This is a genomic window from Lichenicola sp., assembly GCF_965198575.1.
Lineage (GTDB): Bacteria > Pseudomonadota > Alphaproteobacteria > Acetobacterales > Acetobacteraceae > Lichenicola.
On the sequence record NZ_CBDAPY010000001.1, the window covers coordinates 1 to 9,341 of the forward strand.

Annotated in this window: 8 protein-coding genes and 1 pseudogene; 6 read left to right on the top strand and 3 right to left on the bottom strand. The window is 68.8% G+C overall.

From position 1 onward, the window contains the following. Positions 1-619 (top strand): alpha/beta hydrolase family protein (locus ACOEQ2_RS00005; protein ID WP_419727707.1); only part of this gene is annotated, 619 nt, incomplete at its 5' end. 261 nt (positions 620-880) lie between these two features. Further along, complete coding sequence (locus ACOEQ2_RS00010; RefSeq protein WP_419727708.1) at positions 881-1,837, top strand: sensor histidine kinase; 957 nt, start codon at positions 881-883, stop codon at positions 1,835-1,837. A gap of 31 nt (positions 1,838-1,868) precedes the next feature. Here the strand turns inward: ACOEQ2_RS00010 and ACOEQ2_RS00015 are convergent, their stop codons facing one another. Next, positions 1,869-2,243, bottom strand: a complete 375-nt coding sequence (locus ACOEQ2_RS00015) for a response regulator (RefSeq protein ID WP_419727714.1) — start codon at positions 2,241-2,243, stop codon at positions 1,869-1,871. 282 nt (positions 2,244-2,525) lie between these two features. On the opposite strand from ACOEQ2_RS00015, the gene ACOEQ2_RS00020 reads away from it, so the two are divergent. Further along, on the top strand, positions 2,526-2,837 hold the full coding sequence (locus ACOEQ2_RS00020; protein ID WP_419727709.1) for a hypothetical protein: 312 nt from the start codon (positions 2,526-2,528) through the stop codon (positions 2,835-2,837). Positions 2,838-2,904: 67 nt separating this feature from the next. Here ACOEQ2_RS00020 and ACOEQ2_RS00025 read toward each other — a convergent pair whose 3' ends face one another. Then, the gene (locus tag ACOEQ2_RS00025; RefSeq protein WP_419727710.1) at positions 2,905-3,540 is read right to left on the bottom strand and encodes a glutathione S-transferase family protein; all 636 of its coding nucleotides are present in this window, start codon (positions 3,538-3,540) and stop codon (positions 2,905-2,907) included. A 531-nt stretch (positions 3,541-4,071) separates the two neighbouring features. On the opposite strand from ACOEQ2_RS00025, the gene ACOEQ2_RS00030 reads away from it, so the two are divergent. The 3 genes from ACOEQ2_RS00030 to ACOEQ2_RS00040 all read left to right on the top strand — a co-directional run bounded on the left by ACOEQ2_RS00030 (position 4,072) and on the right by ACOEQ2_RS00040 (position 7,969). Beyond that, positions 4,072-5,457 (top strand): multicopper oxidase family protein, encoded by a 1,386-nt coding sequence (locus tag ACOEQ2_RS00030; protein WP_419727711.1) that lies wholly within the window; start codon positions 4,072-4,074, stop codon positions 5,455-5,457. Positions 5,458-5,459: 2 nt separating this feature from the next. Next, entirely contained in the window at positions 5,460-6,671 is a 1,212-nt protein-coding gene (chrA, locus tag ACOEQ2_RS00035) for a chromate efflux transporter (protein WP_419727712.1), read from the top strand. A gap of 245 nt (positions 6,672-6,916) precedes the next feature. Beyond that, a complete protein-coding gene (locus tag ACOEQ2_RS00040; RefSeq protein ID WP_419727713.1) occupies positions 6,917-7,969 on the top strand; it encodes a DMT family transporter in 1,053 nt (350 codons plus the stop codon). 230 nt (positions 7,970-8,199) lie between these two features. On the opposite strand, the pseudogene ACOEQ2_RS00045 reads toward ACOEQ2_RS00040, so the two are convergent. Then, positions 8,200-9,341 (bottom strand): annotated as a pseudogene (locus tag ACOEQ2_RS00045) (hypothetical protein); the annotation flags it as partial.

A 9,341-nucleotide genomic window follows, 5' to 3' on the forward strand; every position in this document is an offset into this window, starting at 1 on the left:
CGAGGAGCTGTTCCTGCTCGCCGCCGGCTACCGCGTGTTCCTGCCCAACCCGCGCGGCTCGTTCGGGCAGGGGGAAGCGTTCACCGCCGCCAACGTGCGCGATTTCGGCCATGGCGACCTGCGCGACATCCTGTCCGGGATCGACGCGGTGGAGCGCACGGTCCCGGTGGACGACCACCGGCTCGGCCTGACCGGCTACTCCTATGGCGGCTACATGACGATGTGGACGGTGACCCAGACCAACCGCTTCCGGGCGGCGGTGGCCGGTGCCGGCATCTCCGACTGGCAGTCCTATTACGGCGAGAACGGCATCGACCAGTGGATGATCCCGTTCTTCGGCGCCTCGGTTTACGACGACCCGGCGATCTACGCGAAGTCCTCGCCGATCTCCTTCATCCGGCAGGTGCGGACGCCGACCTTCGAGTTCGTGGGCGACGCCGACGTCGAGTGCCCGATGCCGCAGACGCAGGAGTTCTACCACGCCCTGCACACGCTCGGCGTGCCGACCGAGTTCGTGGTCTATGCCGGCCAGGGCCACGGCCTGCGCGATCCCAAGGACCAGGCCGATGCGCGCCGCCGCACCCTGGCCTGGTTCGCGCGCTACCTCGGCGCATCCTAGAGATCGGTCCGAAGTTCCGCCTGTCGGGAGGAACATCCGTGGAGCTGGCGTGGATGCGTCAGGAGCGCCACGATGGGGCAGGCAGGTAACCCGGGCTGACCGAGCCCAAAGGCGGCGGAAGGCCGAAGCCACCTGATTAGTGCGTGGCCACGAAATCCTCATAAGGCTACAGAGCGGGTCTGCCAGCCATGTCGGCGGTTTCAGGGTGCTCATGTGATGGTTGCAGACGGATCGAGCGCTCTTGCCTGGACGAAGGAACAGTTGCGCTCCGCCGCCGACGCGGCTGGCGTGTCCCTCTGGTCCTGGAACATCGACACCGACGAGATCGCCCTGGACGAGCGGGCTCACCGCCTCTGGGGCGTGCCGGAAGGCAGCCAGGTCACGTTCCGCAGCCTGTCCGAGCGGATCCATCCCGTCGATGTCGACCGGGTCGGCCGCGCGTTCAGGACGGTGCGGGGGCAGGACGGTCCCTACGAGATCGACTTCTGCATCCTGGACCAGGGCGTGCGCCGCTGGATCTCCGCCCGGGGCCAGGGAGGGGACGCAGGCACGGTCGATCGGGTGATGTTCGCCGTCTTCATGGACGTCACGGCGCGCAAGCAGGCGGAGGAGGCGCGCGAGACGCTGGTCGGCGAGATGAGCCACCGGGTGAAGAACCTGTTCGCCATCGCGTCCGCCCTGACCACCATCGCCGCCCGCTCGGCGGAAACGGCGAGCGAGATGGCGCAGGACCTGACCCTGCGTCTGGACGCGCTCGGCCAGGCGCATGACCTGGTTCTCCCGTCGTCCGAGGACGGCATGGGCAAGGGTGCGCACCTCGACGCGCTGCTGACGGTCCTGCTGGCACCCTATGACGACCGATCGACCGATGGCAGCCGCGTCCGCCTGGCCGTGCCGGAGCTGCAGGTGGGGGAGACGGCGGTCACCACCCTGGCTCTCGTCGTCCATGAGCTGGCCACCAACTCGATCAAGTATGGCGCCCTCGGCCAACCCTCGGGCATCCTGGACGTCAGATGCGTCCCCCATGACGGCGCCGTCGTGCTTGTCTGGACCGAGCGGGGCGGTCCGGTGGTCCGGCCGCCCGTCGAGCGGGGGTTCGGGAGCTCCCTGATCGCCAGGAGCATGTCGAGGCAGCTTGGCGGGTCGATCGTCTACGCCTGGCCTGCCGAGGGCATGATCGCGACCCTGACGATGGACCGGGACAGGCTCGCAGCCTGATCCTGGAGGGTGCTTGGTCCTTCGAAGCGCGTCAGGGCGTGGCACGCATCCCGTGCAGGGCGCTGCCGACCTCCCACAGCCTGTAGGGCTTGGACATGAACAGGGCGGCTGGATCCAGCACGCTGATCCGGCTCACGAGGGCGGTGGCGTAGCCCGACACGATCAGGATGGGGATCGAGGGATAAAGCCGCCGCGCATGGACGGCGACGTCCACGCCATCCCGGCTGCCCGGCATCTGGACGTCGGTGAACAGGATGTGGAACTCGTCCGGACCCTCGAGCAGCCGCACCGCCTCGTCGCCGTCCCAGGCCTCCGCGACGTCGAAGCCCTCATCCTGGAGGAACTCGGCCACCATCATCCGGATCAGGCCTTCGTCCTCGACCAGGAGCACCTTGGCCTGCGGCATCGTCGTCACCTGGTCCTCCCATCGAACGCCGGACCGAGCGTGCAGCCTGTCTAAGCGTCGGATGATGGGAGCGTTGCGGCCGGAGCGGGGTGCGACGTCGGCCGGCTGGACACGAAACCGACAACGAGAGCCATCCGGTCCTGGCCGACGGCGCACCCGACGGCACACCCGCGACCGGGTGCGGTCGAAATCGACACCATGATCCGGCGGACGAGTTCAAGCGGGGAAGACGTGTCGATTCGCGGTCCTGCTGCGTTCACTGGGAAACACGAGGCGCAGCAGATGACCCACATCCACCTTCCCGTCGACCGGCGCTACCTCATGATCGCCCAGGACGGGCACCATTCCGTCCTGGGCCGCCAGACCGAGCCCAGCGACGAGACCCTTGCCACCGCCACCGCAGGCTTGGACTCCCTCGGCATGGCCGGGTGGTGCGTGCTGTCCGAAGGTCGCCACGGCACGCCTGGAGACAGGCTGGCCCTGCTTCCCATCCGGAGGCTCACGACGCTCGACGGCAGTTGGGACCAGGCCGCGGCGGCGTTCGACACACTCCGTGCCACCGCCTACGGCGCTAGCCTACCGACGGGACTGTAGTCCTAGAGCAGACTCCGATCAGGTGGACTCACCTGATCGGGTGAGGATGCTCGTCAAAACAACTGCTCTAGCGGCCGCGCGGCTGCGTCGCCTTGAAGCTCGGCAGCGCCTGCGCCCGGTCCCACCACTCGGCGAAGCCCGCGGTGCCGAGCAGCGCGTCCTTGTCCGGCGTCATCGCGACATAGGTGATGACCGGCGCGAGGTAGAGGTCGGCCAGGCTCAGCGCTCCGGCGACGAACGGCGAGCTGCCGCGGGTCTTCACGATGAACTCGATCACGGTGCGGCCGGTCTCCAGCCCCTTTTGCCGTGTCGCCTCGTTCTTGCCGCCGACGAAGTCGGGGAACAGGTGGTAGGCCACGACCCCGCCGAGCAGCGCGCCGTAGCCGTACGAGTCGATGACGCCGATCACCATGTCCATCCGGGCACGGTCCTCGGCCGTTGCCGGAATCAGCGACGGGCCGGGCAGCTTGTCGTTGAGGAACCGCGCGATCGCCGCCGTCTCCAGCACACGCGTGCCGTCGTAGTCCAGCACCGGGACCTTGCCGAACGGATGGCGTTGCAGGTGCTCCTCGCTCCGCGGCTCGCCCTTCAGCACGTTGAGCGGCACCTGCTTGAACCCGGTCTCGCCCTTCTCGGCGAACAGCATCTTCACCGTGCGCACGAAGGTGGAGTTGTCGAAGCCCCAGAGCGTGATGTCCGGCATGACGTGGATGTCCCTTGAGATGACGGGAGCGATACCCGGATCGTCGTGATCCGTTCCGGATCGGGCGCGCGGCTCGCTTGCCTGTGAACCGGGCTTGGCCTGACAGCCCGCCGGTGCGGGACGTCTGCTCCCGCCGTGCCGGCCGTTGGACCATGCCGAGCATTGTCCTGACAACGCGGCACTTCCGCCAGCCGAGGTTTGTGCCGATCGTCCTGTCGAGGGTCACCGGACGGGTCCGTCCAGGCTGCACGCCAGGCCCCCGCCGGTAGCCCTTCCGTGCATCGCCGGGATCGAGGAGGCAGTTCAGCGTGCCTTGTTGATGACCGCCCTTCCGATCGGTCACGAATTGTCTTAATCGAACCCGATGTCCGGCCCGGATCCCGAAGCGAGGTTCGGGCGGCCAACGGGGGATCCATGGGCATTCCGCTCCACCGGCGCGGCATCCTGAAACTCGGCGGACTTGCCGCTACGGCTGGTCTCTCATCCTTTGTTCGGCCTGCCGCAGCGCAACCGGCATCCGCCTCCGTAGCCTTGTCTTCACCCACCCTGCAGGCTCCGGCGGATCACACCATCCGCATCGGCACAGCGCTGGTTGAGCTCGCTCCCGACCACATCATCTCGACCACGACCTACAACGGGCAATTTCCCGGGCCGCTGCTGCGCTTCAAGGAGGGCCAGCGGGTCACCGTCGACATCCGGAACGACACCGACCAATCCGAGCTGCTGCACTGGCACGGCCAGAAGATCCCGTCAGCCGTCGATGGTGCCGGGGAGGAAGGCTCCCGCGTCATCGCGCCCCGCGGCACGCTCCGCGAAACGTTCGTGCCGCAGCCAAGCGGCCTGCGCTTCTACCATACGCATGTCCGCGCGGGTGCCGATCTCGATCGCGGCCAGTACTCCGGCCTAGTCGGGCCGGTCTATATCGAGCCGAAGGACAACCCGGGGCACTACGACCAGGAGGTCTTCCTGGTGCTGAAGGAGTTCGGCGCGACGTTCAGCCGCGGCGGCGACATGGCGCAGGACTTCCTGGCAGGCGGAGAGGTCAAGGGCCTGAAGGACACGGGCGAGGCGGCGATGAACGCGTCGCTCGCCAAGGGGCTGCCGCACGGCTACGAGGTCGGCTACGACTACTTCTCGATCAACGGCCGGATGCTGGGCCATGGCGACCCGATCCGGGTCCGACGCGGCCAGCGGGTGCTGTTCCACGTGCTGAACGGCAGCGCCGGGGAAATCCGCAGCCTGGGCCTGCCGGGCCACACCTTCCGCGTCGTGGCGCTGGACGGCAATCCGGTGCCGACGCAGGCAGAGGTGCCGGTGCTCTGGATCGGCACGGCCGAGCGCATCTCCGCCGTCGTCGAGATGGACCATCCTGGCGTGTGGGTCCTGGGCGATCTGTCCGACGACGACCGGGGCCACGGCATGGGCATCGTGATCGAATATGCGGGCGGGCGCGGCAAGCCGCGTTGGGTCAAGCCGCCCGCCTTCAGGTGGGACTACACCCGGTTCGGCACCGCAACGGCGGCACCGCCGCCCGACCAGGTGTTCGACATGGTGTTCGCCAAGGACAACGCGACGGATGGCGGCTTCAACCGCTGGACCATCAACGGCGCGGCCTACCCGGACACCATGGAGATGGTGCAGCCGATGCTGCGGCTGATCCAGGGGCGCCGCTACCGGCTGCGCATGCGCAACGCCAGCGACGACATCCATCCGATCCACCTGCACCGGCACAGCTTCGAGCTGACCCGCGTCGGCGGCAAGCCGACGGCCGGCGTGATGAAGGATGTCGTCATGCTGGGCGGCTACCAGGAGGCGGAGGTGGACTTCACCGCCGACAACCCCGGCCCGACGCTGTTCCACTGCCACCAGCAGCTGCACATGGACTACGGCTTCATGGCGCTGTTCGACTACGCCTGAGCATGGCCGTCGCGACCGCGCGGGCATCGGGACGACACGGGGCAGGCGAGGTGTTCCGGGCGGCACTCGGGTTGGGCCTGACCTCGTTCGGCGGTCCGATCGCGCACCTGGGCTATTTCGAGCGCGCCTACGTGCGCGACCGCCAGTGGCTGTCGGCCGACGAGTACGCGGGCCTAGTCGCCCTTTGCCAGATGCTGCCCGGACCGGCCAGCAGCCAGGTCGGCCTGCTCGTGGGACTGCGCCGGGCCGGATGGACCGGCGCACTCGCCGCCTGGATCGGGTTCACGCTGCCGTCCGCGTTGGCGCTGTTCGCCTTCGCGCTGCTGGCCCCGAGGATGCAGGGTCCGATCCTCGACGGGGTCCTGCACGGGTTGCAGCTGGTCGCGGTCGCCGTCGTGACCCAGGCGGTCTGGAGCATGGCGCAGAAGCTGTGCCCGGATCGGCGACGCGCCGCGCTGGCCCTTGCCGGTGCGGCCTTGATGCTGGTGGCGGGGGGCTCCGGCGTCCAGGTCCTGGCGCTCGTCATCGGCGCGATCGGAGGCGTGCTCCTCTGCCGGGATCTCCCAACGCTGCCTGCGCTGCCGTCCGTGCCGGTCGGCTTTCGGACCGGCGGGATCGCCCTGGTCCTGTTCCTGGCGCTCCTGGTTGCCTTGCCGATCGCCGGCCGGGCAGCGCCGCATTCGCTGCTGGCCCTTGCCGGCATCTTCTACCAGTCGGGCGCGCTGGTGTTCGGCGGCGGCCACGTGGTGCTGCCGCTGCTGCGCGACGCGCTCGTGCCGAGTGGCTGGCTGACGGACGACGTGTTCCTGGCCGGCTACGGTGCGACACAGGCCATGCCGGGACCCCTCTTCACCTTCTCGGCCTATCTCGGCGCCGTCGTTGCTCCGGCCGGTTTGGCTGCGCTCTGGTCTGCCGTGGCGCTGGCCTTCGTTTTCCTGCCCGGTATCCTGGTGGCCTTGGCCGGGCTGCCGCTCTGGACTTGGGCAGGGCGGCATCCGGCGGCGAGGGCGGGTCTTGCGGGCGTCAATGCCGCCGTTGTCGGCGTGCTGGGAGCAGCACTTTATGACCCGGTCTGGACGAACGCGATACGGGGAGGGCGCGACGTGGCGATCGCGCTCGTCGGCTTCCTGTTGCTGGAGCGGTGGCGGATCCCGCCGCTTGCGGTCGTCGGCTTCTGCGTCGCCGCTGCGCTCGTTTCGATCCGGGCGACATGACCGGGCGCAGCCACGCGAATAGCGGCAGCCGGTGTGTCCGACCCGGCACGAGTTGGCCAGACATCATCGTGGCTACGATCATGACGGGCCCGGACTTCAGGGCGGCTCCCCGAGCGTGTGGCAGGCGCGTCGCGAGCCTGATGCGGATGCTTTCCCGGTTGCAGCAGCCCGGCCATGGAAACGGCCCCGGAGCCTGCCGTTCCTCGCAGGGCGATTTTCCTCTGCCGGCACGGTAGAATTGCGAGATGGTCCGTCCTGGCATTCCGCTCGCCCTGCTTTCTGCAGCGCTCTTCGGTGCGAGCACGCCCTTTGCCAAGCTGCTGCTTGGGGTTGTCGATCCCCAGGTGCTGGCCGGACTGCTTTATCTCGGTGCCGGCCTGGGTCTCACGGCCTTTCATCTATGCCGCGCCGCGCTGCGCCTGCCGGCTTTGGAGGCTCCGCTTCGTAGCTGGGACGTCCCCTGGCTTGGGCTGGTGATCCTGGCGGGCGGGATCAGCGGTCCATTGCTGCTGATGCTGGGTTTGACCCGCACCGACGCGGCGAGTGCATCGCTGCTGCTCAACCTCGAAGGGCTGGCGACCCTGGGCATTGCATGGTTGTGGTTCCACGAGAACGTGGACCGACGTCTCGCACTCGGCGCCTTCGCCATCCTGGCGGGCGCGGCCGTTCTATCCTGGCATGGTTGGGCAACGCTTGACCTGGGCGGAGTGCTGATCGTCGGTGCCTGCCTCTGCTGGGGCATCGACAACAACCTGACGCGAAAGCTGTCGTCGGCCGATCCGGTGCAGATCGCCATGCTCAAGGGGCTCGTCGCCGGTTCGTTCAACCTGCTGCTGGGTCTTGCCAATGGAGCGGTGCTGCCGCCGGCCAGCGTCGTCCTGGCAGCCGGCGCGGTCGGCTTCCTCGGCTACGGGGTGAGCCTCGCGTTGTTCGTGCTGGGCCTGCGTCACCTCGGCGCTGCGCGAACCGGAGCCTACTTCTCGTTGGCACCGTTCGTCGGCGCCATGCTCGCCGTCATCATGCTAGGTGATCCGATCTCGGCGCCGCTGCTGGCAGCCGCCGGCCTGATGGGGGTCGGGTTGTGGCTGCATCTGGCCGAGCGGCACGAACACGAGCACGCCCACGAGGCCACAGGGCACGAGCACCGGCATCGCCACGACGAGCACCACCGGCACGACCATGAGCCGGACGTCGATCCCCACGAGCCGCACTCTCATTGGCATCGGCACGAACCGATGCTGCACCGGCATCCTCACTATCCCGACCTCCATCATCGGCACGGTCACCACCAAGCGTAGAGGTAGCGGCTGCGCGACCATGCCGAGCGGTGCGAGCGGCGGTCACCCGGAAGCTCCGGGTCCCTGGAAACGATGCTCGGCATGGTCGCGCGGTCGGCATGGATCCCGGATCTGCGGCTTGGCTCCGGCATCAAGGTGCCGACAAGGGACCGTCGGTGATGGCTTTGGCGCCTCATGTCGGCCAGCAGGGTTAGGTTCACCGTCCTCCGAAAGCTGACGTTCATGAACGTCTAGCCTGGCACTCCCGGGGTCCGAGACGACAGCCACCGGGCCCACATGCCCGACATCGCGGCCTCGAAGTGTCGGGCGAAGCAGTCGGCGTCGAACAACGGCGAGGCGAGCACCCGGGCGCGCAGGCCGCAACGCAGGTGCGCCAGCCGATCGAGGTCCGAGGTCAGCCGGACCGCGCGGGCCACATAATCGTCCTCGTCCTCCGCCAGCCAGTCGGCCAGGTCAGCGTTGCGCATGATGGTCTCGCCGACTCGCGACAGGAAGCGGTCGCCCGTGCGCGTCAGCACCGGCACGCCCATCCACAGCGCCTCGAAGCTGGTGGTACCGCCGGGAAACGGAAACGGGTCGAGCGCTGCGTCGACACGGTGATAAGTGCGCAGGTACTCCGCCCGCGACGACGCGCGCTCCAGCAGCAGGCGATCGCCGGTGATGCCGTGTCTGGCGAAGCGGGCGCGCAGGGCCGAGCACACCGCGTCGTCCCCGAGCGGCGCCGCCTTGAGCATGAGGCGGCTGTCGGGCACGGCGTGAAGCAGCCGGGCCCAGGTGGCGATGACGGGATCGTTGATCTTGGCCAGGGCGTTGAAGCAGCCGAACGTCACCGGGCCGCCGGTCAGGGCCGGCAGCGGCGACACCTCGATCGCCACCGCGGGCGGGGTGAAGCAGTAGTAGATCTCCGGCAGCGGCCAGGTTTGTTCGACCCACTCGCCGGACGAGCCGGGCGGCGACACCTGCGGGTCGGCGACGACGTAGTCGATCTCGGCCATGCCGGTGGTGGCGAAATAGCCGAGCCAGGCCGCCTGCACCGGGGCCGGCCGCCAGGCGAACACCGGGAGCCGGTTCCCGGCCGTGTGCCCGGACAGGTCCAGCAGGATCTGCACGCCGTTGGCCTGGATCGACCGTGCCGCCACCTCGTCGTCCAGCCCGGCCAACGGTCGCCACGCCGCGAAGCGGGGCTTGATCCGGGCCGTCAGCTCGTCCTCGCCGGTCTGGGTCGGAAAGGCGAGAAAGGCGACCCGCTCGGGATCGGCCCGGCTCAGCAGGCCTTCCAGGAAGTAGCCGACCGGGTGGTTGCGCAGGTCGCCCGACACCAGACCGACCCGGACCGGTCCGGACGCGGGTCCAGAACGCCAGTCGCCCAGCG